Here is a 23731-nt window from a genome sequence, read left to right on the forward strand (position 1 = left end):
CGCCCTACCCGTCACCCTCACCCCCGTCCAACCGCCCGTACAGCTCCCTGTGTTCAGCCCTCCCCGGGACCGTTCTGCCCCGGCTTGTCGTCCGGCCCCGCCGTGCCGGGCCCCGCCGCGCCTGGGCCTGCCGTGTCCGGACCTGCCGTGTCCGAGCCAGCCGCGCCCGGGCCGGACGCCTTGTCCGAGGGGCGCGCACCCCCGCCCGTGAACCTGTCGCGCAGCTTGCCGCCCAGGTCGGCCGTGCCGCCCGCGATGTCTCCGACCAGCTTCATCAGCGGGTCCTTGCTGCTCTTGACCGAGTCGGCGTAGAAGGCCGCGGACTCGCGGAACGAGTCGCCCACCGAGGTGTCCTTGTCCTCGTCACGGCGCGGGTAATGGCCGTCCATGATCCGCTGGTGTTCCCGGGTCTCCGCCCACTTCTTGAGCTCGGCGGCGCGCACCGTGGTGAAGGGGTGGGAGCGGGGCAGCACATTGAGGATCTTCAGCACGGAGTCGCGCAGATCGCCCTCGGACTCGTACTCCTCGGCCTGCTCCAGGAACGCGTCCACGTTCATCTCGTGCAGGTGGTTGCCGCCCGCTATCTTCATCAGCCCCCGCATCGAGGCCCGCAGATCCTGGCCCACCAGCAGGCCGGCCCGGTCCGCGGACAGCTCCGACTTGCGGAACCACTCGCGCAGCGCAGTCACGATCGCCATGATCGCGACGTTGCCCAGCGGGATCCAGGCGACCTTCAGGGCGAGGCTGGTGAGGAAGAGCAGAACCGTGCGGTAGACGGCGTGGCCGGAGAGGGCGTGGCCGACCTCGTGCCCGACGACCGCGCGCATCTCCTCCTCGTCGAGCAGCTCCACCAGGCCCGTCGTCACCACGATGATGGGCTCGTCGAGACCGATACACATCGCGTTGGGCTGCGGGTTCTGCGTGACGTACATCGGGGGGACCTTCTCCAGGTCCAGGATGTAACAGGCGTCCCGCAGCATGGAGTTGAGGTGCGCGAACTGGGCGTCGCTCACCCGCACCGAGTCCGAGAGGAACAGCAGTCTCAGGCTCCGTTCGGGCAGCAGACCGCTCAGCGCCTTGAAAACGGTGTCGAAGCCGGACAGCTTGCGCAGCGCGACCAGCGCCGAGCGGTCCGCGGGATGCTCATAGGCCCGGGAGGAGATCCCGGGGAACCTGCGCCGCTGCCTGCTCGGCACGTTGTCGTTGATGTCCTTGCTCATGGGTGCCCCCTGTCGTTCGAGTGTCTGCTCGCCCCCCTGACGACATCCACACTAGGCGGTGGCGATACCGTGGCCCGGGGGCCTGTGGATAACTTCGAGGAGACCTGTCATGCCCGACGCCATGCCGGACGTCGTCACCGCTCTCGCCGCCGCGTCCGGCCAGGGCCCCGGTGCCCTGCTGCGGATCCTGCTGCTCTCCTCCATGGTCGGAGCGGCCCTGCTGGCCTGGTTCCTGCTGCGCGGATACCGCTCGGACGGCGACTCCGACGACACCAAAGACAACAACGACTGAGTCGGCGTGAGCGTGCCCGGACCGCCCGCATACGATGTGGGCGAAGTCTCCGCCCCGACTCCCGGATAGGTCCTGCCGAAGATGAGCCTCCACAGCACCGCCGCCAACCTGGTCTCGCTCGCCGAAGGCGCCGAGCACGGTGGCAACCACAACAGCCTGCAGCCCTGGTTGACGGGCGGCGGTGCGCTGTTCGCCCTGCTCCTGCTGCTCTGGATCACCACCCGCTTCAACCGCGACCGCTGATCCGGGGCCGTAAGCCGGGCCAGTAGGCTCTGCACGCATGGGAGAGCAGGAAGTGCCTACCGGTCCGGTGAAGCGACGCATCGGTGTGATGGGCGGAACGTTCGATCCGATCCACCACGGACACCTCGTGGCCGCCAGTGAGGTGGCCTCGCAGTTCCATCTGGACGAGGTCGTCTTCGTGCCGACGGGGCAGCCCTGGCAGAAGAGCCACAAGCTGGTGTCCCCGGCCGAGGACCGCTATCTGATGACGGTCATCGCCACCGCCTCCAATCCGCAGTTCTCGGTCAGCCGCATCGACATCGACCGCGGCGGGGCGACGTACACCATCGACACCCTGCGGGACCTGCGCGAGGCCAACACCGACGCGGACCTGTTCTTCATCACCGGCGCCGACGCGCTGGCCCAGATCCTCACGTGGCGCGACGCCGAGGAACTGTTCTCGCTCGCCCACTTCATCGGCGTGACCCGACCCGGCCATGTGCTGACGGACGACGGGCTGCCCGAGGGCGGGGTCTCGCTGATCGAGGTACCGGCCCTGGCGATTTCCTCGACGGGGTGCCGCGGAAGGGTCGCGCAGGGCGAACCGGTCTGGTATCTGGTTCCGGACGGTGTGGTCCGCTACATCGACAAGCGCCAGCTGTACCGCGGCGAGTGAGACCAGCTGTAGCGCCTGTACGTCGGCGAGTGAGAGAAGGCCACCGGTGAACGACCGCCAGTACGACCCGCAGGCGCCCCAGGTGCAGTTGGTCGGGTACGACGAGTACGGCCGGCCGGTGTACCAGCAGGTCCAGCCGCAGCAGCAGGCGTACGACCCCTACGCCGAACCCCAGGAGCCCCAGCAGCAACAGGGGTACGGCTATGACCAGGCATACGTTCCGCAGCAGTCGACGTACGACCCCTACGCGCAGCAACAGCCGCAGCAGCCACAGGAGTTCCCCGGAGCGGCCCAGCAGTTCCCGCAGCAGGGGTACGCGACCGGCGACGGCTACGGCCAGGACTACGGCACCGCGCACCAGCCCTCCGCCCCGCAGGAGCCGACCGCATCGGGGCCCGCGCCCGAGCCGCACCCCGCGCCCGTCGTGCCCCAGCAGCGACGGGACGAAGGCGCCGAGAAGGGCGAACGCGACTACCGCACCGAGCAGTTCTCCTTCATCGAGGAGCCCGACGAGGACTCCGAAGACGTCATCGACTGGCTGAAGTTCACCGAGAGCCGCAGTGAGCGCCGGGAGGAGGCCAAACGCCGCGGCCGCAACCGCGTCGTCGCGCTCGTCGTGGCGCTCGCCCTCGTGGTGGCCGGCGGTGTCGGCTACCTCTGGTTCGCCGGCAAGCTGCCGGGCCTGTCGTCCTCCACGGACGCCAAGGCGGGCGCCACCACGGCCGGCGCCCAGAAGCGCGACGTGATCGTGGTCCATCTGCACAACACCAAGGCGGGCGGCACCTCCACGGCGCTTCTCGTCAACAACGCGACGACCAAGCAGGGCACCACCGTGCTGCTGCCCAACTCGCTCGCCGTCACCGACGACGACGGCAACCGCACCACCCTGGGCAAGTCGGTCGACGCGGACGGCTCGCAGGGCACCCGCGAGTCGCTCTCCAACCTCCTGGGCGCCAAGATCACGGGTACCTGGCGCCTGGACACCCCGTACCTGGAGAACCTCGTCGACCTCGTCGGCAACATCGACCTCACCACGGACACGGACGTTCCCGCCGCCAAGAAGGGCGGCGACCCGGTGGTGAAGAAAGGCGAGGACCAGACGCTCACCGGCCCCTTGGCCGTCGCCTACGCCACCTACCGCGGTCCCGGCGAGGCGGAGGCCAAGCAGCTCCAGCGGTTCGGCGCGGTCATGTACGGCGTGCTCCGCAAGATCTCCGACGATCCGAAGGCGGCCACCGTCACCGTCCAGACGCTCGCCCAGATCCTGGACCCCTCGCTGCCCGAGAGCGACCTCGGCGCCTCCCTCGCCAAGCTCGCCGAGCACGCCAAGGTCGGCGCGTACAAGACGGCGGTGCTCCCGGTGCAGCCCGACGGCACGCTGAGTCAGCAGGCCACCGACAGCGTGGTCAAGGACGTCCTCGGCGGCAAGCTCGGAGGGGGCTCCGACCAGGGTTCCGCCGTACGGGTCGGTGTCAAGAACGCCAGTGGCAACGCCAAGGCGGCCCAATCCGCGCAGATCACTCTCGTCAACGGGGGCTATGCCTTCGTCGACGCCGGAAACACCGGGACCCAGGCCGCCTCGCAGGTCCTGTACGGCGACGCGGCGAAGAGGGAGAACGCCGTCGAGGTCGCCAAGACGCTGGGCCTGCCGGACAGCGCGGTCAAGCAGGGCGACGCCGCCGCCAACGCCGATGTGTCGGTCGTCATCGGCAAGGACTACAAGGTGCCGAAGTGAGGATCCGGAGGTCATCCTTTCGGGGCTGTCGGCGGTCCGTGAGATCCTGGATTTCGATCTGATCGGATCTGACCGCCGACGAAAGCCTGCTTGTGACCGCCACGGACCGTTCCATCGAGCTCATCACCGCCGCCGCTCAGGCGGCCGCCGACCGGCTCGCGCACGACATCATCGCCTACGACGTCAGTGATGTGCTGTCGATCACCGACGCCTTCCTGCTCGCCTCCGCGCCCAACGACCGCCAGGTCAAGTCGATCGTCGACGAGATCGAAGAGCGGCTCAACAAGGAGCTCGGCGCCAAGCCGGTGCGCCGCGAGGGCGACCGCGACGCCCGCTGGATCCTGCTCGACTACGTCGACATCGTCGTACACGTCCAGCACAGCGAGGAGCGTGTCTTCTACGCCCTCGAGCGCCTCTGGAAGGACTGCCCCGAGCTGCCCCTCCCGGACGACGCCATGAAGACCCGGGGCAAGGCGGCCGAGCACGCCGAGCTGACCGGCGCCGACGAAACGGACGGTGAGCTGAGCTGAACGGCACCACCACGAACGGCCGCGGCCGCAAGCTGGTCCTGTGGCGGCACGGCCAGACGGCGTGGAACCTGGAGCGCCGCTTCCAGGGCTCCACGGACATCGAGCTGACCGAGACCGGGGTCGGCCAGGCGCACCGGGCCGCGCGCCTGCTGGCCGCCCTGAAGCCGGACGCGATCGTCGCCTCCGACCTGCAGCGGGCCGCCGCCACCGCCGCCGAGCTCGCGGCCGTCACCGGGCTGCCCGTCGAGCACGACACGGCCCTGCGGGAGACGTACGCGGGCGCCTGGCAGGGCCTCACACACGAGGAGATCGTCGCCCGGTACGGCGAGCAGTACGCGGCGTGGAAGCGCGGCGAGCCGGTGCGCCGGGGCGGTGGCGAGCTGGAGACCGAGGTCGCCGACCGCGCCGCCCCGGTCGTGCTGCGCCATGCCGACAAGCTGCCCGACGGCGGCACCCTCGTCATCGTCAGCCACGGCGGCACCATCCGCACCACCATCGGCCGTCTGCTCGGTCTTGAGGCGCACCACTGGGAGGGCCTTGGCGGGCTCACCAACTGCTGCTGGTCCGTTCTCGGGGAGGGCGCGCGCGGCTGGCGCCTACTGGAGCACAACGCCGGCACGTTGCCCGAGCCGGTCCTCGGAGACGACGACTAACCGCTGCTCAGGGGCGGTGAGGGCCGGATTTCACTTTCCGGCAGATCACAGGCTAGAGTTCTTCTTGTTCGCAGCGCGGGACCGCCGAAGAGGCGGAAACAAAGCGAACAGCGGGGCTATAGCTCAGTTGGTAGAGCGCCTGCATGGCATGCAGGAGGTCAGGAGTTCAATTCTCCTTAGCTCCACAATCGGATCCCGTCCCCTCGTGGGGCGGGATCTTCTTGTTGTCCCGGTGTGCCTGGATGGTGAGGACTTCGTGCCGGCACGGACCGGCCGTGGCGGCCTGGCCGGTCTCGTATCCCGACAGCACTGACCCTCTTGCGAGGACATGGCAGAATCGGGACGGCCGGAGGGGGACGACGGACCGAACGGGAGGGAGTGCGCGATGCCCGCGAGTCGCGAAGAATTCCCGGAACCGCCCGGCGGCCCGACCGCGTCGGCGCCCGGCGCCCGCCTGAACTGCCCCTCCTGCGGCTCCTCCCATGTCGCCCAGATGCTCGGCGACAACGGCGGAGTGTCCTACGTGTGCACGGCCTGCGGCCACAGCTGGAGCTGAACATGGGTGCACACAGGCGGAAATGCGACTGGTGCGGCAGCGGTACGCCCATCGTCAGGGACATGGATCCGGTCAACACCGACTATCAGTACTGGTGTGAGGAGTGCGCGCGGGCGCTGATCATAAAGGGCGACCCGATCGAGACGTATCGGGAACTCGAAGGGGAGCCGATCTATGGCCGGCTCCTTGAGGCGCACTGCACATTGAAACGCTTCTACTCCTTCGCCACGGCCTGAGCGCCGCAAGGACCAGAAAGCCCGCCCCCGCCAGCGGATAGAGCGCCGAGAGCGCCATCTGCCCGCCGCCCTGGGCGAGTTCGGGCCGGCTCGTGCCGTGCGGGACCCACCACAGCGCGTACGAACAGAACACGGCCCCCACCAGCGCCCAGCGCGATCGCCCGGCGGCCAGCAGCACCACCACCGGGACGCACCACACCCAGTGGTGCGACCAGGAGACCGGGCTCACGAGCAGCCCCGTGACGGCGCAGGACGTCGCGGCCCACGCCCGCTCACCGCGCAGCTCGGCGCGGACCGCGACCGAGAGGCCCAGGGCGACCGTGACGGCCGCGGACACTGTCCACCACGGCCCCGGGTCGCCGGTGTGCAGCAGCCGGGCGAGCACCCCGCGCAGCGACTGGTTGGCGGTGTCCTCGGCGTGACCGACGCGACCCGCCTCGAACACCATGGAGGTCCAGAAACGCAGCGAGTCGTGCGGCAGCACCACGGCGGCCGTCGCCGTGGCGGCGCAGAACACGGCGGCTGCCCTGAGGGCGACGGCAAGCGGAAAGTTCCCCGCGCCGCTCCTCGTTCGGGTGACGGCGGTGAGCAGCAGGTGCAGGCCGAACAGGGCGGGCGTGAGCTTCAGCGCCGCCGCGAGGCCGATGCCGGTGCCCGCCCAGCGGTGGCCCGGCGGGCGGGTGAGGTCCCAGAGCACCGCCACGGCGAGCAGCAGGTTGATCTGGCCGTAGCGCAGCGTCGTCCACACCGGCTCGCACCACACGGCGAGCGCGGCGATCCACAGGGCGGCTCCGGGCGGTCGCCTCGGCCCCGCGGGGGACGCGAGCCGCAGCGACAGATGGACGAGGGCGAGCAGCAGCCCCAGGTTGACGACGGTGGCGAGGGCCCGCAGCTGAGCGACGCCGGCCAGGGTGAGCGGGGTGAACAGCAGCGCCGCGAACGGCGGGTAGGTGGTGGGCAGCCGCGCGGGGGTCGCCCGCATCGCGTACAGGTCACCGCCGGCCCGTACGGTCTGGCCCTCGGCCCGGTAGACCAGCAAGTCGATCATCGAGACACCGGCGGTCCGCTGGGCGGCCCAGAAAGCCGCGAAGGAGAGTAGGCAGACAGCGGTGGCGAGGAGCGGGAGGCGGCGGGCGGAGGGGAAGCGGGCGGCGGTGTGCGCGAGTACCTTCACGGTCACGAAGGTGGACGTTACCGCCCTTCTTCGTACAGAACGGAAACCGATTTGGTGAAGCACCGGGGTGACCGTGTAATGTTCTCGATGTCGCCGGGGGAAACCGGGCGACGCCAGAACAAGGGGCTATAGCTCAGTTGGTAGAGCGCCTGCATGGCATGCAGGAGGTCAGGAGTTCAATTCTCCTTAGCTCCACAGTGAAGAAGACGGGCCATCCGAATCGGATGGCCCGTCTTCTTGTTGTGCTCGTTTCCGTGTGGTGGGTGCCCCGAGGGGTCCTGGAACGAACACGTCCCTCCAGGACCCCGTAACGATCACAAACGGTCAACTCCGGCCGCTGCCCAGGGCCTTGCGGCCGACCTGGGGGAGCGCGGCCGGAGCCGTCCGCTCGATCCGTAGCGCGAGCGCGGGACAACGGCGTACGGCCCGCTGTGCGCTCCCCCGCAGATGGGCCGGCACGGCGGCGTCCGCGACCAGGGGGTAGCCGTCGGGGCCCAGCCGGATCAGCTCCGGCACGATGTCCGCGCAGAGCCCGTGGCCCTCGCACAGGGTCCAGTCCACGACGACCTTCTCGCCGCTCGGCACGCCCTCGTCCTGGTAGCCGGGCGCGGGCAGCGGTAGCACGCCCATGGTCGGACGCCCACAGCCCCCGCCCAGGACGTGGGCCGCGAGATCGTCCGTGAACGCCGCCAGGGTCGAGGCGAGGAACCGGGCCGAGCCGTCCGGATGCTTGCAGGCCCCGCGGCCCTTCACCGCCCCCGTCACCTCGCGCAGCGCCTCAAGGGCGGCCGGGCCGCCGCCACCCATGACATCGGCGAGCCCGGCCGCGGCGGCGGGCAGCCCGAGCCGGCACGGCCCGCACTGTCCGGCCGTTTCGGCGGCAAGCCATCTGGCGACCCTCAATGCCTCACCCAGCGCACAAGTTCCCGCTCCGATCGGCAGGATGGCCCCCGCGCCCAGGGCGCCGCCGAGCGCCGACAGGGAGGCGCGCGAGAGGGCCGCGTCATGGGCGGCCACCGCGTTCAGCCAGCTGCCGTGGTAGCCGCCGGTCAGGACGCCCTGCGGCAGCGACGGCGCCCCGGCCAGCTGCAGGACGTACCGCAGCGGCACCCCGGTGGGGGCCTCGACCACCATCGGGCGGGCGACCGCGCCGGACAGCGTCAGCAGGACCGTGCCGGGCTCATTGGAATCACCGGTGTTGCCGAAGCGGCGCGGGCCGAGCCGCGCGGCCACCGCGAGCTGGGCGAACGTCTCGGCGTTGGAGAGCAGCGTCGGGGCGCCGCCGACACCGGACTCGGCGGCCCGCTCGCGCCGGCCCGGCGGCAGGGCGGGCCCGCCGTCCACCGCCCGGATCACCGCGGACGCCTCGCCGGACACCATGCGCTCGGGGGTGCGCACGACGCGGGCGCGCAGCGGGGAGCTCCGCTTGTCGGTGAGGCCGCGCTCGTCGAGGGCGGCGCGCACGGACGCCTCGGTGGAGTCGCGGGTGACCGCCACCACCAGCGTGCGGGCGCCGAGCGCCTCGGCGGCCAGCAGGGCACCGTCCAGGACGAGATGGGGGGCCCGGCACACCAGGACCGTGTCCTTGCGGCAGGCGGGCTCGCCCTCGCTCGCGTTGACGACGACGACCGGGCGTATCCCGCGCCGGATCGCGGCGGAGGCGACCGCGCGCAGTTTGCGGCCGAAGGGGAAGCCCGCGCCGCCGCGTCCGTTGAGGGCGACGTCGTCGGCGAGTTGGGCCAGACGCTCGCCGTTGATCGGCTCCAGCGCACCGTGCACCTTGAGGTGCATCGGCAGCGCGAGGCGCTCGACGAGATCGAACCCTGCGGTCAGATGGGGCAGGCCCACGACGCGGACCTCGGGAACATCGGGGAGGGGGCTGTTCATGGTCGTACTCCTGCTGTCGCGGGCTCCGTCACGGGCGTTCTCCGGCGACGGAGCCCGGCGGGGAGTGCCAGGGCTCGCCGGCGGCCGGCGGCTGGTAGGGCGTGGCCGGCGCGGGGGCGTGCAGCGGCTCGGGAGGGCGCGGCGAGGGCGCGGGCCAGCGCGCGGTGGGCGGTGCGGCCGGGGGAGCCGACGGGACGGGCGGGGACGCGAGCGAGACCGCGCGGTAGGCGGCCGAGATGCCGGGGCCCGCATCGAGGCGGGGCGGCCGGGTGGTGGGGCGGTAGCGGGGCGGCGCCTCGTGCGGGGGCTCGTAGAAGGCGTACGTCTCCTCGAACTGCCGCGCCCCGGCGAGGGCTTCGTGAGGGTGGGGGCCCACGCGCAAGGACTGCGTGGGCTCCGCCTCATAAGAGGGCGGCGTTACGGGCCGCGGAGGGATGATCCCAGCGGCCGGTTCGGCGGGCTCGTTCTCCCGGCTCTGGCGCAGCGGGGCGAACCGGGCGGAGATGCGGCGCTTCACCGGGCGGGGCAGCGCGCGTACGGCCAGCGCGCCGGCCACGCCGACCAGGCTCAGGCCGTACATGGTGACCACCCAGGTGGCCGGAGGGCGCCCCGCGTACAGGCCGTGCACCAACGCGAAGCACCAGGTGGGATAGGCGAGCATATGGACCGCGCGCCAGCGTCCCGCGGTGCGGCTCGGTGTGGCGAAGGCGCTGCGCATCGCGCCCGTGACGGCGGTCAGGACCATCAGGACCGCGGCGAGCGACCCGAAACCGATCAGCCCGGACGCACCGCTGACGCCGAGCCCGAACGGGACCACGGCGCCCAGGAGTCCGACATGGCCGAGCGCGATCTTGACGGTGACGTGCAGAAGGAGAAAGCCGATCGAGGCGATCGCGGTGGCGCGGTGGACGGCCTGCGCCATGAGGCGGTCACGCGGGGTGAGGAGCAATCGGTCGGTGGCGAGTAGGCCCCAGGCTACGGAGGCGGTCAGCGAGACCAGCGAGAGGACACCGGCGGTGAAGTCCAGAGCGGCCCGCAGGCCGTCGGACGAGAGAAGCGCCAGAGGCGGTATGAGCAGGGCGACGACGCCGAGTGCGGCTGCCGAGAGCCCGCCCTTGCGGGCCGGACGGTCCCGTGCGGGGTTCTGACGAAGACGGTGCGGGGTGAGCGGATGGCGAGGTTTCATGGTGGGGCGACTCCGAATGGTTCGGCAAAGCGGTCCCGTGGCGGCATGCTAGGTCGCCCCATACCGGCCGGTACGGGGTTTGGGCGGTTGCCCCAGAAGAGGGGGGTACGCGGAGTAACCTCGCCTCGGCCCCTTGTGGACGCGCCCCCGACACCCCCCGCGGGTACGCCTCACGCGCCCCCCAGGGCGCCGCCCCCCACACCCCCCACGGGTACTCCGTGCGACGCCTGTGAGCGCTGCGGTACCCTGACGCCATGCGTGCCGTACGCCTTCTGCTTAGCGAGCCGCGCTGAACACTCCCGACCGATGAACAGATTCGGTCGGACTCGGCGCGGCGCCCCCTCCTGTGCGAGGGGTTTTTTCGTTTGGCGATTCGATGACGGATCGATGAGCGAACGCTCGTAACCGCCGGCAGAGACGATCGATGGAGCTTTGAGGACATGAGCGAGACGAACACCGCTGCCGCCGCAGAGACGGCCGCGCCGCACCGCTACACGGCGGCCATGGCCGCCGACATCGAGGCACGCTGGCAGGACTTCTGGGACGCCGACGGCACCTACGCGGCGCCGAACCCGACGGGCGACCTCGCCGGTGACCCCGAGGTCGCCGCTCGTCCCAAGAAGTTCATCATGGACATGTTCCCCTACCCCTCGGGCGCGGGCCTGCACGTCGGCCACCCGCTGGGCTACATCGCCACCGACGTCTACGCCCGCCACCAGCGCATGACCGGCCACAACGTGCTGCACACGCTGGGCTTCGACGCCTTCGGCCTGCCCGCCGAGCAGTACGCCGTGCAGACCGGCACGCACCCGCGGATCTCCACCGAGTCCAACATGGAGAACATGAAGGCGCAGCTGCGCCGGCTGGGCCTGGGGCACGACAAGCGCCGCTCCTTCGCGACGATCGACCCCGAGTACTACAAGTGGACCCAGTGGATCTTCCTGCAGATCTTCAACTCCTGGTACGACACCGACGCGAAGAAGGCCCGCCCGATCGCCGAGCTGGTCGCCGCGTTCGAGGACGGCAGCCGTGAGGTGCCCGGCGGCCGTGCGTGGGCGGCGCTGAGCGCCGTCGAGCGCGCCGAGATCCTGGGCCAGTACCGCCTGGCGTACGCCTCCGACGCCCCCGTCAACTGGTGTCCGGGCCTCGGCACCGTCCTGGCCAACGAGGAGGTCACTGCCGACGGGCGCTCCGAGCGCGGCAACTTCCCCGTCTTCAAGGCCAAGCTGCGCCAGTGGAACATGCGCATCACCGCCTACGCCGACCGCCTCCTGGACGACCTGGACGGCCTGGACTGGCCCGATGCGATCAAGCTGCAGCAGCGCAACTGGATCGGCCGCTCCGAAGGCGCCCGCGTCGACTTCAAGGTCACCGACACCGAAGCCATCACCGTCTTCACCACCCGCCAGGACACCCTGTTCGGCGCCACCTACATGGTGCTGGCGCCCGAGCACGAGCTGGTCGACACCATCGTCCCGGCCGCCTGGCCCGAGTCCACCCACGACGTGTGGACCGGCGGGCACGCCACCCCGGCCGAGGCCGTCGCCAAGTACCGCGCGTTCGCCGCCGCCAAGTCGGACGTCGAGCGCCAGGCCGACGCCAAGGAGAAGACCGGCGTCTTCACCGGCGCGTTCGCCACCAACCCCGTCAGCGGCGAAAAGGTTCCCGTCTTCATCGCCGACTACGTACTGATGGGCTACGGCACCGGCGCGATCATGGCCGTACCGGCGCACGACACCCGTGACTTCGCCTTCGCGCGCGCCTTCGAGCTGCCCATGCGCTGCGTCGTGCAGCCCGACGACGACCGCGGCACCGACGCCTCGACGTGGGACGAGGCGTTCGCCTCCTATGAGGCCAAGCTGGTCAACTCCGCCAACGACGAGATCTCGGTGGACGGCCTGGGCGTCGTCGAGGCCAAGGCGAGGATGACCGACTGGCTGACCGAGCGCGGCATCGGCGAGGGCACCGTCAACTTCCGGCTGCGCGACTGGCTGTTCAGCCGCCAGCGCTACTGGGGGGAGCCCTTCCCGATCGTCTACGACGAGGACGGCGTCGCCCACGCGCTGCCCGAGTCGATGCTGCCGCTGGAACTGCCGGAGGTCGACGACTACTCGCCGCGCACCTTCGAGCCCGACGACGCCGACACCTCGCCGGAGACCCCGCTGTCCCGCAACGAGGACTGGGTCAACGTCGAACTCGACCTGGGCGACGGCGTCAAGAAGTACCGCCGCGAGACCAACACCATGCCAAACTGGGCCGGTTCCTGCTGGTACGAGCTGCGCTACCTGGACCCGCACAACAGCGACAAGCTGGTCGACCCGGCCATCGAGCAGTACTGGATGGGCCCCCGCGAGGGGATGCCGACCGGCGGCGTCGACCTGTACGTCGGCGGCGCCGAGCACGCCGTACTGCACCTGCTGTACGCCCGCTTCTGGTCCAAGGTCCTGTTCGATCTGGGTCACATCTCCTCGGCCGAGCCGTTCCACAAGCTGTACAACCAGGGCATGATCCAGGCGTACGTCTACCGGGACAGCCGCGGCTTCCCGGTGCCGGCCACCGAGGTCGAGGAGCGCGAGGGCAAGTTCTTCTTCGAGGGCGAGCCCGTCAAGCGCGAGCTCGGCAAGATGGGCAAGTCCCTGAAGAATGCCGTCACTCCGGACGAGATCTGCACCGAGTACGGCGCCGACACCCTGCGCCTGTACGAGATGGCGATGGGCCCCCTGGACGTCTCGCGTCCCTGGGACACCCGCGCGGTGGTCGGCCAGTACCGGCTGCTGCAGCGCCTGTGGCGCAACATCGTCGACGAGGCGACCGGCGAGGTCACCGTCACCGACACCGAGCCCGACGAGGCGACCCTGCGCGCCCTGCACAAGGCGATCGACGGCGCCGGCGGCGACCTGACGGGGCTGCGCTTCAACACCGCGATCGCCAAGATCACCGAGCTGAACAACCACCTGACCAAGACGGGCGGCCCGCTGTCCCGCTCCGTCGCCGAACGGCTGGTCCTGCTCATCGCACCGCTGGCCCCGCACATCGCCGAGGAGCTGTGGCGCAAGCTGGGCCACACCGGCTCCGTGGTGCACCGCGACTTCCCCGTCGCCGACCCCGCCTACGTCGTGGACGAGGCCGTGACCTGCGTCGTGCAGATCAAGGGCAAGGTCAAGGCGCGCCTGGAGGTGGCGCCGACCATCTCCGACGACGAGCTGGAGAAGCTGGCCCTGGCCGACGAAGCCGTCGTCGCGGCGCTGGCCGGAGCGGGCATCCGCAAGGTCATCGTGCGGGCGCCGAAGCTGGTGAACATCGTGCCCGCGTAAGGTCCGAAACGGCACTGGGGGCTTCCCCCTACGGGCAGGTTGGGGGTTCCGCGGGAACCCGCGGCCTGCCCGTTCCGTTTACGGTGGAGGGGACGACACCGACCGAGGGGACGTTCATGGAAGCCGCGATCCTGATCCTGGCACTGCTGTTCGTCGCCTTCGTGGGGCTCGGCGTGTACGTGACGGTCAAGGTGGCCGGCGCCGCCAAGCGAGGCGTGGAGCGCACGGTCACGCAGGCCCGCAGGACCGTCGAGGACACCACCCTGCGCGCCAAGAGCGTGGGGCAGCCCGGGGTCGCGGGCCAGCTCGCCCAGTTGCGGCTCTCGCTGCGCACCTCGATGCGCTCCACCCAGGAGGCCTTGCAGGCGGGCCTGGCCGAGGACGCGTCCCTGAAGGAGTCCCTCGCCCTGTTCGAGCGGCTCAGCGGACTCGGCCACGAACTGGACGACGAGCTCAGGCGCCTTGAGCGGGAGCCGGACAAGCGCAGGATCGCCGACCGCATGCCGGAGCTCCGCGAGCGCACCGAGCGCATCACACGCTCCGCCGACTCGCTGCGCTGGGCCGCCCGCGACCGGGCCCGTCAGTTCGCCGACGACGAGCTCGCCTCGCTCAGCGAACAGATCGAAATGGAGTCGGGGGCCTTGCGGGACTGGTCGGTCAAGGCGCCCACGGCCGACGGATCCGCGTCCTGGGGCGACCTTTCGGCCAACCACGCTCCCGCCCAGGACAGCGCGCCCGCCGATACGCGACACGGCGCGCGGACCCGTGAGGAACCCCCGGCCGCTACACCGCACGCGATAGGCGCAGCCCAGCCGCAGGTGACGTATCCATGGCAGAAGGCACCCCGCCCCGAAGCCACGAGCTGAGCCGGCGCCACTGGCCCGAGCCGCCCCGGGCCAGGGAAACTGGGCCGTCACCACCGACCCGAACTGATCATTCCACCAGGCCGGACTGCCACGCGACGCCCTCGGCGGGTAACCTCCCGCTCATGTCCCGCCATGTCGCGATCGTCACCGATTCAACGGCCTACCTGCCGCCACAGACGATGGAGCGGCACAGCATCACCGCCGTGCCGCTGACCGTCGTCCTGGGGGACCAGGCGCTGGAAGAGGGCACGGAGATCTCGGCCCGCTCGCTCGCGCTCGCCCTGCAGAAACGACGCCCCGTCACCACATCCCGGCCCAGCCCCGCGATGTTCGCCGACACCTACGGCAAGATCGCGGAAGCGGGTGCGGCCGGAATCGTCTCGCTGCACCTCTCGGCCGAGTTCTCGGGCACCTACGACGCCGCCGTGCTCGCCGCCAAGGATGCCCCCGTGCCGGTACGCGTGGTCGACACCGGCATGGTCGCGATGGCCCTCGGCTTCTGTGCGCTGGCCGCGGCCCAGGTCGTCGAAGCGGGCGGCACCCTGGACGACGCGGTGGCCGCGGCCGAGAAGCGGGCCGGCGCGACCTCCGCGTTCTTCTACGTCGACACCCTCGACTATCTGCGGCGCGGCGGCCGCATCGGCGCCGCGCAGGCCCTGCTCGGCTCGGCCCTGGCCGTCAAGCCGCTGCTCCAGCTCGACGACGGCCGGATCGAGATGCTGGAGAAGGTACGCACCGCCTCCAAGGCCATCGCACGGCTGGAGGAGATCGTCGCCGACCGCGCGGGAAGCAGTCCGGTCGACATCGCGGTGCACCATCTCGCCGCGCCCGACCGCGCGGCCGCCCTCGCCGACCGGTTGCGGGCGCGCGTGCCCGGCCTCGTCGACCTGTACACAAGCGAGGTCGGAGCGGTAATCGGCGCGCACACGGGGCCGGGGCTGCTCGGCGCCATCGTGTCACCGCGCTGAGCCGGTTCGACGTGGGGCTGCGGCTTCCCTCGGCTCCCTCGGGCGAGTGACCGAGTTATCCACAACTGGTGGGTTGTCCACCGGAATTGGACGTGCTCAGCGGGTTCGTGCCGGGGTGTCTAACGTTTCGTGGCATGGCAATCCGATCACCACGCACCGCCACGAGCGGACCCGGCCGGGCCCCCGGCTCCGACGGCCGAAGCCGACCGAGTCACGGCCGCCGCGGCCGCGCCACCACAGCCCCGGTCGCGGCACTGACCGCACGCAAGCGCGCGGACGCGCTCTTCCGGCCACCACCTCCGGGCACGGCGGCGCCGCCGCACGACCCGCCACCTCCAGACACGGCGGCCGCACCGCATGCCCCACCGCCTCCGGGCGTGGTGGCTCAGTCGCATGACCCGTCGCCCGCGGACACGGCGGCGGCGCCGCATGACCCGCCACCTCCGGGCATGGTGGCCCAGGCGCACGACCCATCGCCCGCGGGCGCGGCTGTCCTGCCGCATGACCCATCACCCTCACCCTCGGGCGCGGCGGCCCCGCCGTATGACCCGGTGGTCCCGATCGCCCACACCTTGGGGCGGTCCACGCCGCCCCCGCCGGTGGCCGCCTCGGGGGTGTGGGAACGCGCCTGGGCCGGGGTGCGTGAGCGGCTGCCGGTGTGGGCGCAGTCCAGGCTCGGCCTCGCGCCGCGCAGTCTGGCCGCGCTGTGCGTGGTCCTCTTCGTCACGGCCGGCTTCGCGGTGCAGCACTTCTGGGCCGGGCGCCCCCAGTCCGTACGCGCCCCGAACCGGGTCGACGGTCCGCCGTCGCCCGTGCCCGGGATGAGAAGCGCGGGCAGCGGCTCGGAACGCGGGGCGGGAGGAGGGGCCGACACCAGGACGGGCACTGCGGCGGCGCCCCGACCGGTGGCGAATGCGACGCCCTCGCCGGCCGGTGTGCTGGTGGTGGACGTCGGTGGAAAGGTGCAGCGGCCCGGGGTCTACCGGCTGCCCGCCGGATCGAGGGTCGCCGACGCGTTGACCGCCGCGGGAGGCGTGCGCAACGGGACGGATCTGACCGGGCTCAATCGCGCGAGGCTGCTCATGGACGGTGAACAGGTGCTGGCCGGTGTGGCGGGCGGGGCTCCTGCCGTGCCGGGCGGGGGAGGAAATTCGAGCGGCGGCGCGGGGAGCGGACCGAGCGGACTGGGAGGTGCGAGTGGTCCGGGAGGTGCCAGTGGTCCGGTCAGCCTCAACTCCGCCTCGGTGGAACAGTTGGACACCCTGCCCGGAGTTGGGCCCGTGCTCGCCCGGCACATCGTCGACTACCGGGCTCAGCACGGCGGGTTCCGCTCGGTCGACGAACTGCGTGAGGTGAAGGGGATCGGCGAGGGGAAGTTCAATGATCTGCAAGCCCTGGTGCGGCTGTGAACCGCCTCCAGGTGCACGCCGAGTCGGGCCACCGGCTGGGTGTGGCCAACCCGTACCGGGAAGGACCGGCTGACCTCCGCCTGGTGGGCCCGGCCCTCGGTGCCTGGGGTGGTACGGCCGCCGCCGTGAACGCCTCGGCGACCGGGGCGGGTTGGGGGGTCGTGCTGTGCCTCGCTGTAGCAGGGGCACTGGTCGGGCCATCCGTTCGACGTCGGCTGCGGCGACGACGGACTGCGGAAGAGGAGGTAGACGAAGTCGAGCGGGGTGAGAGGGGCTGGAGGTATCGGGGGACGGTCGCGGGGGTGCTGACCTGCGCCGCGGTTGGGATCATGGTTGGTGGGCTGCATGCCGAGGAGGCGCGCAGGGGGCCCTTGCCCGGCCTGGCACGAGAGTTCCGGCAGGCCACCGTGGAGTTGGTGGTCAGCACCGACCCGAGACCGACCCGGGCCGTCGGCTGGGGCGATGCCTCGGTAGCGGTGGACGCGGAAGTCGAGCGCGTCTTCGGGGCGGACGGGGGAGTGCGGCGCGTCCGTACACCGGTCCTCGTTCTGGCACCCGCCGGCTGGCGGGGGCTGTTGCCTTCCACCCGGGTGCGGGTGACCGCGCGGCTCGCGCCCGGCGACGGCAAGATCGCCGCCGTACTCAAGGCGCCGAACGGGCCACCGCACGTCACGGGTGCACCAACTGCCGTGCAGCGACTGGCCGGTGAGCTGCGCTTGGGTCTGCGCGCGGCGGCCAAGGGGCTCGCGCCGGACGCGCGGGCGCTACTGCCCGGCCTGGTCGTCGGCGACACGTCCGGGGTCACGCCCGAGCTGCGCACCGCCTTCCGGGCGACCGACCTCACCCATCTCATGGCGGTGTCGGGCAGCAACTTGATGATCATCCTTGCCCTGTTGATCGGACCACCGGGGAGGGCACTGCTGGCCGAGCGGGGCGGCCTGGCGCCATGGTTCGGACTCTCCCTGCGGATGACCGCCGTGCTGGGCGGGGCTCTCACGCTCGCCTTCGTCGTGGTGTGCCGACCGGAGCCGAGTGTGCTGCGTGCCGCCGCGTGCGGCCTGGTCGCCCTGCTGGCCATCGGCACGGGCCGGCGCCGATCGCTGATCCCGGCGCTTGCCGCCGTCGTCCTGCTCCTGGCGTTGTACGCGCCCGAACTGGCCCGCAGTTACGGGTTCCTGCTCTCGGTCCTCGCCACCGGGGCACTGCTCACCATCGCGCCGGGGTGGAGCCTGGCGTTGCGCCGGCGCGGGGTGCCCGCCCGGCTCGCCGAGGTGCTGGCCGCGGCAGCGGCGGCGCAGGCCGTGTGCGCGCCGGTGGTGGCTGTCTTCGCGGCACGGATCAGCCTGGTCGCGGTGCCCTGCAACCTGCTCGCCGAGCCGGCGGTGGCGCTGGCGACGGTGGCGGGATTCGCCGCACTGGCGGCCGCGCCGGTCGCGATGCCGGTCGCCGAGTTCTGTGCCTGGAGCGCGAGTTGGCCCACCAGATGGATCGCGTCGGTGGCCCGGACCGGAGCGGCCTTACCGGGGGCCGAGTGGGGGTGGCCGGACGGCTGGCTCGGGGGTGCGCTGCTGGCGCTCCTCACCGCGGCGCTCGTGCTCGTGGCGCGGAGGCTCCCCCGGTACCCCTGGGTGTCCGCCGCACTCGCCCTCGTACTGCTGCTCGCGGTGGTGCGGCCCGCCCCGCTCACCAGGATCGTCACCGGCTGGCCGCCGCCGGGATGGGCGTACGCGATGTGTGACGTCGGGCAGGGCGATGCCACGGTGCTGGCGACCGGGACCGGGTCCGCCGTGGTGATCGACACCGGGCCCGAAGCCCTGCCCATCGACCGGTGCCTGCACGAACTCGGCGTCACCCGGATCCCCTTGCTCCTGCTCACTCACTTTCACGCGGACCACGTGGGGGGTCTCGCCGGAGTGTTGCGGGGGCGGTCGGTCGCGGCCATCGAGACGACGGGCTTCGCGGAGCCGCCCGACCAAGCGGCGTTCGTGCGGCGTACGGCGGCGGAGCACGGGGTGGCCGTGACCACCGCCGCGTACGGGGAACGGCGTGCGCTGGGCGCCCTTTCGTGGGAGGTGCTGTGGCCGCCGCCGGAGCCGGGGCCGGTGCCGGACGGGCCGAACGACGCAAGCGTCACCCTGCTCGTGCACACCGCCACCGGGCTGAGCCTGCTGCTGCCCGGCGACCTCGAACCTCCTTCCCAGCGAGGGCTGTTGCGGCAGAACGCGACCCTGGGACGTGTGGATGTCCTGAAGGTCGCCCACCATGGTTCGGCACATCAAGACCTGGACCTGCTGCGAGTGGTGCGTCCGAGGCTGGCGCTCATCTCAGTCGGACTCGGCAACCGGTACGGGCACCCCGCGCCCGGCACGATCGCCGTGCTGCGGGCTTGGGGCGCGGCGGTCCTGCGCACCGACACGGACGGGGCGATCGCGGTCACCGGGGAGGGCGACGAACTGCGGGCCGTGCCCCGGGGACATGACGCGACGGAGGGTGCAGCGGTGCGCCGCGGCCGCGATCCATGAGACCGGATAGGAGGAAGGGCGTCAGCGGCGCCGGCATCGGCGCCGGAACCGGCGTCGGAGCCGGATAAGCGGAATGGTCAATTCGGGCCTCTGGTGACAGGTGCCTCAACTGTGGCCAGGCGTCGCGTTTGCCTCGAACGGCACAACAGTGATCGAATGCGTCTTCGTCAAGGGGCCGGGGACCTGCTGCGGCGAGGGCGGACGAGGATGCCTGGCCCGGCGCGGCCCGGCAGATACTTCTTCGCACGGGGGTGCGTGCACAGTGTTCAGCCGCTGGTTCGGCAAGGGCTCGGCCAGTTCTCCGCTTCGTACCGGGCCGCTGGCAGGCCTGTCCGTCCCGTCGACCGCGGGCGTGCTCAGCTGCCGGGTGCTCGATCCGGTCAACGAGCCCGTACAGCGGGCCGAGTTCGTGGTCAGCGACGCCTCGGGGCGCCGGGTCGTCGGCGGGGAGACGGACCCGTTCGGCACGGTGGTCACCACGGTGCCGGCGGGCGAGTACCGGCTGGCCGTCACGGCCGACGGATACACGCCCTTCCACGGCAACGCCACCGTCACCGCGAGCGGGCTCGCCGCGCTCGGCGACATCATGCTCCAGGTCGCCGCCCCGGTGGCGCTGCCGGAGCCCGGCGAGTGGGAGCTCGACCCGACGCACTCCCAGATCGGATTCACCGCGAGCCACATCGGACTGGCGAGGATCCACGGGCGGTTCAACACGTTCGCCGGGGCGATCCGGATCGGGGAGCGCATGGAGGGGTCGGCGATGCACGTCATCATCGACACCGCTTCCATCGACACGGGCGTCCAGATGCGCGACGACCACCTGCGGTCGGGCGACTTCCTGGACGTGGGGAGCTATCCGACGATGGAGTTCTACAGCGACCGCTTCGTGCACCGGGGCGGCAGCCGTTGGGCGATCATCGGCGGGCTGACGCTGCACGGTGTAAGCCGCACGGTGACGCTCGACACGCAGTACCTGGGGCTGGGGACCGGGCTCGGCGGTGAGACCAGGGGCGCCTGCCGGGCCACCACCGAGCTGCATCGCGAGGACTTCACGCTCACCTGGCAGACCATGCTGGCCCGGGGGATCGCGGCGATCGGGTCGTCGATCTCGATCGACCTCGACATCCAGGTCGTGCCGAAGGAGGGCTGACCCCCGGCCTGCCCTACCCGGCCGGCCCGAGAGCGGGGGCCGGGGCCAGGGCCGACCAGCCCACTGACCTGGCCCGGCCCGGCCCGGTCCGGCCCGAGAGAGGGGCGGCTGGGGTCAGGGGGATTCCAGCCAGCCGTCGTGGTCCGCGACCAGGGTGTCCAGGGCCTTCGGGTCCAGGCGGGCGTCCGGGTCCTCCACGACGACGAGCCACTGGGCGTCCTCGGCGTCGTCCTCGCCGGCCAGGGCGTCGCGTACGAGCTGGGGCTCCTCGGCGAGGCCGAACAGGTCGGTCAGCTCGGTGGCCACGTCCTCGGCGGCGTCGCGGTCGGGGAGCACCAGTACGTGTCGGGTCACATCGTTCACCTGGCCATTCTGCTGTACGAATCGGGCCCGCCCCGGGCCTGCCCCCGGCTCACCCCGGTCCGCTCCGGGCTCATCACGGGCCTGCCCCGGTCCTGTGCTCGGCCTGCCCCGGCTCACCCCGGCCCGCCCCCCGGACCGTCCCCGGGCCGATCCTGGTCCCCTCGCCCTTCGCTGGCCCGTCCCCCACTCCGTCCCCCGTCATTGGCCGGTCCGTCCCCTCGCCCTTCGCTGGCCCGTCCCCAGTCCGTCCCCAGTCCGCCCCCGGCCCGCCAGACCGCCCCGTCCCCGGTGCGTCCCGTGACTGTCAGTGGGGCGTGGGATGCTGGACGGCGATGGCCACCAGGAAGAATTCCACCGACGATCCGCTCGCCCCCGTCACGCTCGCCGTGGGCCAGGAGGACCTGCTGCTCGACCGTGCCGTACAGCAGGTGGTGGTGGCCGCCCGGGCCGCCGACTCCGACACCGATGTGCGGGACCTGACCTCGGACCAGGTACAGCCCGGCACGCTTGCCGAGCTGACCAGCCCGTCGCTTTTCGCCGAGCGCAAGGTCGTGGTCGTACGCAACGCGCACGATCTGTCAGCGGACACGATCAAGGACGTGAAGGCGTACCTCGACTCGCCCGCAGAAGAGATCACCTTGGTGCTCCTGCACGCGGGCGGCGCCAAGGGCAAGGGGCTGCTCGACGCGGCCCGCAAGGTGGGGGCGCGGGAAGTGGCGTGCCCCAAGACGACGAAACCGGCCGAGCGGCTCACCTTCGTACGGCAGGAGTTCCGGGCGCTGGGGCGTTCGGCCACGCCGGAGGCGTGTCAGGCGCTGGTCGACTCCATCGGCAGCGATCTGCGCGAGCTGGCTTCCGCGGTGTCGCAGCTGTGCGCGGACGTGGAGGGGACGATCGACGAGGAGGTCGTCGGGCGCTACTACACGGGCCGGGCGGAGGCTTCCAGCTTCAACGTCGCCGACCGGGCGGTGGAGGGGCGGGCCGCGGAGGCGCTGGAGGCGCTGCGGTGGTCGCTTTCGACGGGGGTCGCGCCGGTGCTGATCACCAGTGCGCTCGCGCAGGGGGTGCGGGCGATCGGGAAGTTGTCCTCCGCGCGGGGGGGCCGGCCGGCCGATCTGGCGCGGGAGTTGGGGATGCCGCCCTGGAAGATCGACCGGGTGCGGCAGCAGATGCGTGGGTGGACGCCGGAGGGGGTTTCCTTGGCCCTGCGGGCCGTGGCTGAGGCGGATGCGGGGGTGAAGGGCGGGGGGGATGATCCCGAGTACGCCCTTGAGAAGGCGGTTGTCGCCATTGCGCGGGCGGCTCGCGCCGGGCGGTAGCCCCGCTCCCCTGACCACGCCGGGGCTCCGCTGACCACGCCGGGGCTCCGCCCCGCCACCCGGAGGTGGTGGCGGGCCCGCCCCGCCACCCCAACCACGCCGGGGCTCCGCCCCGCCGCCCTTCCCTGGGGGCTCGCCCCCTGGCCCGCCCTCCGGGTGGGAGCCGGTGGGGCTCGCTCGCGCAGTTCCCCGCGCCCCTTCGAGCCCCGCGCCCGTTCGAGCCTGGGCTTCGCCCAGCCGTCCGCCGTTTTCGGGTGCGGGCCATGGGTGGCTGGTCGCGCAGTTCCCCGCGCCCCTTCGAGCCCCGCGCCCCTTCGAGCCCCGCGCCCCTTCGAGCCTGGGCTTCGCCCAGCCGTCCGCCGTTTTCGGGTGCGGGCCATGGGTGGCTGGTCGCGCAGTTCCCCGCGCCCCTTCAGGCCTGGGCTGCGCCCAGTTCCCTGTGTGTCTTCGGGTGCGGGCCGTGCCCGCTTCTCGCGAAGTTCCCCGCCCCCCTGTAACCCTGGGCTTCGCCCAGCCCCCCGGCCCCCCACCTGCTGTTCTTCGGGTGCGGGCCGTGCCCGCCTCCCGCGCAGTTCCCCGCGCCCCTTCAGGCCTGGGCTGCGCCCAGCTCCCTGTGCGTCTTCGGCTGCGGGCCGTGCCCCCCTCCCGCGCAGTTCCCCGCGCCCCTGACTACTTGGTGCCGGCCGGCACGCACATCTTCAGCCCGTCATGGGGGTCCTCCCTGGCCCTTGAGGCCTTGGGGGAGTTCGAGGACGATCGCCCTTCGGGCGCGAACGGGGTCTGGGGCGGAGCCCCAGGGAGCTCGGGCCAACCAACCCCGAAGAGCCGGGGCGGGCCCACTGGGCCGGGGTGGAGCCCCAGGAAGCCGGTGTGGAGCCGATACGCCCGGGGGCCCGCGGCGGGGCTACGCCGCTTTGCGCCAGCTCACTGGGGGCTGGTACGGGTGGCGGCGCCAGGCCGCCAGGGGGATGACGGGGGCCAGGGCCGCGGGAGCCTCCCCGGTCAAGGAGAGGAGGACCACGGCCAGGGCGGCCAGTTCCGCCTCGGTCGGGGCGCCCCGCACTACGCGGAACAGCGGTTCAGACGACACGTTCGGCACTCTCGCTCCTCACTACTGCGGGGGGTTGCCATGCTTGCGGGACGGCAGGTCGGCGTGTTTCGTGCGGAGCATCGCCAGCGCCGAGGACAGCACCGCCCTCGTCTCGGCCGGATCGATCACGTCGTCCACGAGGCCGCGCTCGGCGGCGTAGTACGGGTGCATCAGCTCAGACTTGTACGCCGCGATCTTCTCCGCGCGTACCGCCTCGGGGTTGTCCGAACTGGCTATCTCCCGGCGGAAGATGACGTTGGCGGCGCCCTCCGCACCCATCACCGCGATCTCGTTGGTGGGCCACGCGTATGTCAGGTCGGCTCCGATGGACTGCGAGTCCATGACGATGTACGCGCCGCCGTA

21 protein-coding genes, 2 tRNA genes and 1 pseudogene are annotated in these 23731 nt (G+C 71.8%); 17 read left to right on the forward strand and 7 right to left on the reverse strand.

What is annotated here, in order from left to right; translation table 11 throughout:
- Positions 1–53: 53 nt before the first annotated feature.
- Positions 54–1220 carry a M48 family metallopeptidase gene (locus AB0D31_RS07770; protein ID WP_362718490.1) on the reverse strand — a complete coding sequence of 389 codons (1167 nt, stop codon included), beginning with the start codon at positions 1218–1220 and terminating at the stop codon, positions 54–56.
- 109 nt (positions 1221–1329) lie between these two features.
- Here AB0D31_RS07770 and AB0D31_RS07775 point away from each other — a divergent pair, with 109 nt between their 5' ends.
- From AB0D31_RS07775 to AB0D31_RS07815, 9 genes are all read left to right on the forward strand, one after another.
- Positions 1330–1512, forward strand: coding sequence for a hypothetical protein (locus AB0D31_RS07775; RefSeq protein WP_362718568.1), 183 nt, complete (start codon positions 1330–1332; stop codon positions 1510–1512).
- An 81-nt stretch (positions 1513–1593) separates the two neighbouring features.
- Positions 1594–1755 carry a hypothetical protein gene (locus AB0D31_RS07780; protein WP_328312858.1) on the forward strand — a complete coding sequence of 54 codons (162 nt, stop codon included), beginning with the start codon at positions 1594–1596 and terminating at the stop codon, positions 1753–1755.
- Between the two features lie 37 nt (positions 1756–1792).
- Positions 1793–2410 (forward strand): nicotinate-nucleotide adenylyltransferase, encoded by a 618-nt coding sequence (gene nadD, locus AB0D31_RS07785; RefSeq protein ID WP_362718493.1) that lies wholly within the window; start codon positions 1793–1795, stop codon positions 2408–2410.
- A 46-nt stretch (positions 2411–2456) separates the two neighbouring features.
- Complete coding sequence (locus AB0D31_RS07790) at positions 2457–4145, forward strand: LCP family protein (protein WP_362718496.1); 1689 nt, start codon at positions 2457–2459, stop codon at positions 4143–4145.
- A gap of 92 nt (positions 4146–4237) precedes the next feature.
- A complete protein-coding gene (rsfS, locus tag AB0D31_RS07795) occupies positions 4238–4675 on the forward strand; it encodes a ribosome silencing factor (RefSeq protein WP_362718499.1) in 438 nt (145 codons plus the stop codon).
- The gene (locus tag AB0D31_RS07800) at positions 4672–5328 is read left to right on the forward strand and encodes a histidine phosphatase family protein (protein WP_362718565.1); all 657 of its coding nucleotides are present in this window, start codon (positions 4672–4674) and stop codon (positions 5326–5328) included. Before rsfS ends, AB0D31_RS07800 begins: the two co-directional genes overlap by 4 nt.
- Before the next feature lie 112 nt (positions 5329–5440).
- Positions 5441–5513: transfer RNA gene (locus AB0D31_RS07805), tRNA-Ala, on the forward strand.
- Between the two features lie 200 nt (positions 5514–5713).
- Complete coding sequence (locus tag AB0D31_RS07810; protein ID WP_362718502.1) at positions 5714–5884, forward strand: hypothetical protein; 171 nt, start codon at positions 5714–5716, stop codon at positions 5882–5884.
- A 2-nt stretch (positions 5885–5886) separates the two neighbouring features.
- Positions 5887–6120 carry a hypothetical protein gene (locus AB0D31_RS07815; RefSeq protein WP_053726163.1) on the forward strand — a complete coding sequence of 78 codons (234 nt, stop codon included), beginning with the start codon at positions 5887–5889 and terminating at the stop codon, positions 6118–6120.
- Positions 6121–6124: 4 nt separating this feature from the next.
- Here AB0D31_RS07815 and AB0D31_RS07820 read toward each other — a convergent pair.
- Positions 6125–7294, reverse strand: a pseudogene (locus AB0D31_RS07820) (glycosyltransferase 87 family protein); the annotation flags it as partial.
- Positions 7295–7416: 122 nt separating this feature from the next.
- Here AB0D31_RS07820 and AB0D31_RS07825 point away from each other — a divergent pair.
- A tRNA-Ala gene (locus AB0D31_RS07825) sits at positions 7417–7489 on the forward strand.
- A 129-nt stretch (positions 7490–7618) separates the two neighbouring features.
- Here the strand turns inward: AB0D31_RS07825 and AB0D31_RS07830 are convergent.
- Together AB0D31_RS07830 and AB0D31_RS07835 are read right to left on the reverse strand one after the other, a co-directional pair.
- Positions 7619–9181 carry an NADH-ubiquinone oxidoreductase-F iron-sulfur binding region domain-containing protein gene (locus AB0D31_RS07830; RefSeq protein WP_362718505.1) on the reverse strand — a complete coding sequence of 521 codons (1563 nt, stop codon included), beginning with the start codon at positions 9179–9181 and terminating at the stop codon, positions 7619–7621.
- Between the two features lie 28 nt (positions 9182–9209).
- Positions 9210–10367 carry a hypothetical protein gene (locus AB0D31_RS07835; RefSeq protein WP_362718507.1) on the reverse strand — a complete coding sequence of 386 codons (1158 nt, stop codon included), beginning with the start codon at positions 10365–10367 and terminating at the stop codon, positions 9210–9212.
- A gap of 440 nt (positions 10368–10807) precedes the next feature.
- On the opposite strand from AB0D31_RS07835, the gene leuS reads away from it, so the two are divergent.
- The 6 genes from leuS (at position 10808) to AB0D31_RS07865 (ending at position 20596) form a co-directional block, all read left to right on the forward strand.
- Positions 10808–13681: a leucine--tRNA ligase gene (leuS, locus tag AB0D31_RS07840; RefSeq protein ID WP_362718509.1), complete on the forward strand. Its 2874-nt coding sequence runs from the start codon at positions 10808–10810 to the stop codon at positions 13679–13681.
- Positions 13682–13797: 116 nt separating this feature from the next.
- Complete coding sequence (locus AB0D31_RS07845; protein WP_362718512.1) at positions 13798–14547, forward strand: hypothetical protein; 750 nt, start codon at positions 13798–13800, stop codon at positions 14545–14547.
- 122 nt (positions 14548–14669) lie between these two features.
- Positions 14670–15515, forward strand: coding sequence for a DegV family protein (locus tag AB0D31_RS07850; protein ID WP_362718514.1), 846 nt, complete (start codon positions 14670–14672; stop codon positions 15513–15515).
- Between the two features lie 551 nt (positions 15516–16066).
- Positions 16067–16924: a helix-hairpin-helix domain-containing protein gene (locus AB0D31_RS07855; protein WP_362718517.1), complete on the forward strand. Its 858-nt coding sequence runs from the start codon at positions 16067–16069 to the stop codon at positions 16922–16924.
- Entirely contained in the window at positions 16921–19446 is a 2526-nt protein-coding gene (locus AB0D31_RS07860) for a ComEC/Rec2 family competence protein (RefSeq protein ID WP_362718520.1), read from the forward strand. Before AB0D31_RS07855 ends, AB0D31_RS07860 begins: the two co-directional genes overlap by 4 nt.
- Positions 19447–19708: 262 nt before the next feature.
- Entirely contained in the window at positions 19709–20596 is an 888-nt protein-coding gene (locus AB0D31_RS07865; RefSeq protein ID WP_362718523.1) for a YceI family protein, read from the forward strand.
- A 114-nt stretch (positions 20597–20710) separates the two neighbouring features.
- Here the strand turns inward: AB0D31_RS07865 and AB0D31_RS07870 are convergent, their stop codons facing one another.
- Positions 20711–20959, reverse strand: coding sequence for a hypothetical protein (locus AB0D31_RS07870; RefSeq protein WP_362718525.1), 249 nt, complete (start codon positions 20957–20959; stop codon positions 20711–20713).
- A 332-nt stretch (positions 20960–21291) separates the two neighbouring features.
- Between AB0D31_RS07870 and holA the strand changes: the two genes are divergently transcribed.
- Entirely contained in the window at positions 21292–22278 is a 987-nt protein-coding gene (gene holA, locus AB0D31_RS07875; protein ID WP_362718527.1) for a DNA polymerase III subunit delta, read from the forward strand.
- 904 nt (positions 22279–23182) lie between these two features.
- Here the strand turns inward: holA and AB0D31_RS07880 are convergent.
- Together AB0D31_RS07880 and AB0D31_RS07885 are read right to left on the reverse strand one after the other, a co-directional pair.
- Positions 23183–23368 (reverse strand): acyl-CoA carboxylase subunit epsilon, encoded by a 186-nt coding sequence (locus tag AB0D31_RS07880; protein ID WP_362718530.1) that lies wholly within the window; start codon positions 23366–23368, stop codon positions 23183–23185.
- Between the two features lie 21 nt (positions 23369–23389).
- Positions 23390–23731, reverse strand: a 342-nt coding sequence (locus AB0D31_RS07885; RefSeq protein WP_362718533.1) for a carboxyl transferase domain-containing protein, incomplete at its 5' end; no start/stop codon positions are given.

The organism is Streptomyces sp. NPDC048361, assembly GCF_040651795.1.
Classification (GTDB): domain Bacteria; phylum Actinomycetota; class Actinomycetes; order Streptomycetales; family Streptomycetaceae; genus Streptomyces.

Coding starts and splice junctions, on each gene's coding strand:
- nadD (WP_362718493.1), top strand. CDS start 1,793: ATGGGAGAGCAGGAAGTGCCTACCGGTCCGGTGAAGCGACGCATCGGT.
- AB0D31_RS07845 (WP_362718512.1), top strand. CDS start 13,798: ATGGAAGCCGCGATCCTGATCCTGGCACTGCTGTTCGTCGCCTTCGTG.
- AB0D31_RS07775 (WP_362718568.1), top strand. CDS start 1,330: ATGCCCGACGCCATGCCGGACGTCGTCACCGCTCTCGCCGCCGCGTCC.
- AB0D31_RS07780 (WP_328312858.1), top strand. CDS start 1,594: ATGAGCCTCCACAGCACCGCCGCCAACCTGGTCTCGCTCGCCGAAGGC.
- AB0D31_RS07770 (WP_362718490.1), bottom strand. CDS start 1,220: ATGAGCAAGGACATCAACGACAACGTGCCGAGCAGGCAGCGGCGCAGG.
- holA (WP_362718527.1), top strand. CDS start 21,292: ATGGCCACCAGGAAGAATTCCACCGACGATCCGCTCGCCCCCGTCACG.
- leuS (WP_362718509.1), top strand. CDS start 10,808: ATGAGCGAGACGAACACCGCTGCCGCCGCAGAGACGGCCGCGCCGCAC.
- AB0D31_RS07830 (WP_362718505.1), bottom strand. CDS start 9,181: ATGAACAGCCCCCTCCCCGATGTTCCCGAGGTCCGCGTCGTGGGCCTG.
- AB0D31_RS07850 (WP_362718514.1), top strand. CDS start 14,670: ATGTCCCGCCATGTCGCGATCGTCACCGATTCAACGGCCTACCTGCCG.
- AB0D31_RS07815 (WP_053726163.1), top strand. CDS start 5,887: ATGGGTGCACACAGGCGGAAATGCGACTGGTGCGGCAGCGGTACGCCC.
- AB0D31_RS07835 (WP_362718507.1), bottom strand. CDS start 10,367: ATGAAACCTCGCCATCCGCTCACCCCGCACCGTCTTCGTCAGAACCCC.
- AB0D31_RS07810 (WP_362718502.1), top strand. CDS start 5,714: ATGCCCGCGAGTCGCGAAGAATTCCCGGAACCGCCCGGCGGCCCGACC.